At 53.9% G+C, this 989-nt stretch carries 1 protein-coding gene and 1 pseudogene; one reads left to right on the forward strand and one right to left on the reverse strand.

Features of this window, described 5'->3' with window-relative positions; genetic code table 11:
• Window positions 1-645 (forward strand): HNH endonuclease (locus tag J5224_RS30150; protein WP_264628729.1); only part of this gene is annotated, 645 nt, incomplete at its 5' end.
• Window positions 646-689: 44 nt separating this feature from the next.
• Here J5224_RS30150 and J5224_RS30155 read toward each other — a convergent pair.
• Window positions 690-989 (reverse strand): annotated as a pseudogene (locus tag J5224_RS30155) (L-cystine ABC transporter ATP-binding protein YecC); the annotation flags it as partial.

Here is a 989-nt window from a genome sequence, read left to right on the forward strand (position 1 = left end):
ATTGGCCGCACACCGTCGGCACTGGCGATGAAGCTGGTGAACATAGCCAGTCTGGACCCTTTTATTATCGAATCAGGACGTCGCGGTCTGACGGGCGCATCGAAAGCGGATCGCGAATTGTGGCAGGAGATGGATCGGGATAGCGATGCCTTTGAGCAGCAATGCCAATCCGCGATGACCACGCTGGAAAAACCGCTGACGGCGTTGCAAGAGACTCCCGCAGCAGATTTCAGTGGCAGAGAAAAAACCACCATCATCAAAGCGCGTGTCGGGCAGCAACTGTTTCGCAAACGGGTGTTGGACGCCTACGAAAACCGGTGTTGTCTAACCGGTCTGGAAGAGCCGATGCTGCTGGTTGCCAGTCACATCCGTCCCTGGAATAACGCGGTTGAACATCGCCTTGATCCGAGTAACGGCCTGTGCCTTTCCAGCTTGCATGATAAAGCCTTCGATCGCGGATTGATCACCTTTAACGATCACCTCGAACTGGTGCTTTCCCCCCGCATCAAGCAGCTAAAAAGCGCGGCGAGTGAACAAAGTTTCGCAAAATATGAAGGGCATGCGCTCAGGCTGCCCATCGCCTTTCCGCCCGATGTCAGTCAACTCGCGTACCACCGCCAGCATATCTTTATCGCTACGCACTAAATCGCGTGAAACACGCTCCCCACAGGGAGCGCGATGCGTGTTGTTTAAATCTGGTATTCGGGCTCTAACCGTCGGTAGTAGCGGGCCAGAAACGCTTTGGTGCGCTCATGTTTCGGGTTATCAAACACCTGCTGTGCGCTGCCATCCTCAATGATTTTTCCCTTTTCCAAAAAAAGCACCCGGTTGGCAACCTGACGCACAAAATCCATCTCATGGGAAACAATGATCATGGTATTGCCCTCCAGCGCCGCCTGTTTAATCACATCCAGCACCTCCGTCACCAATTCGGGATCCAGTGCCGATGTCGGTTCATCCAGCAGCAAAATTTGCGGCTCCATCGCCAA

The sequence above is a fragment of the Candidatus Symbiopectobacterium sp. NZEC135 genome (assembly GCF_025962695.1).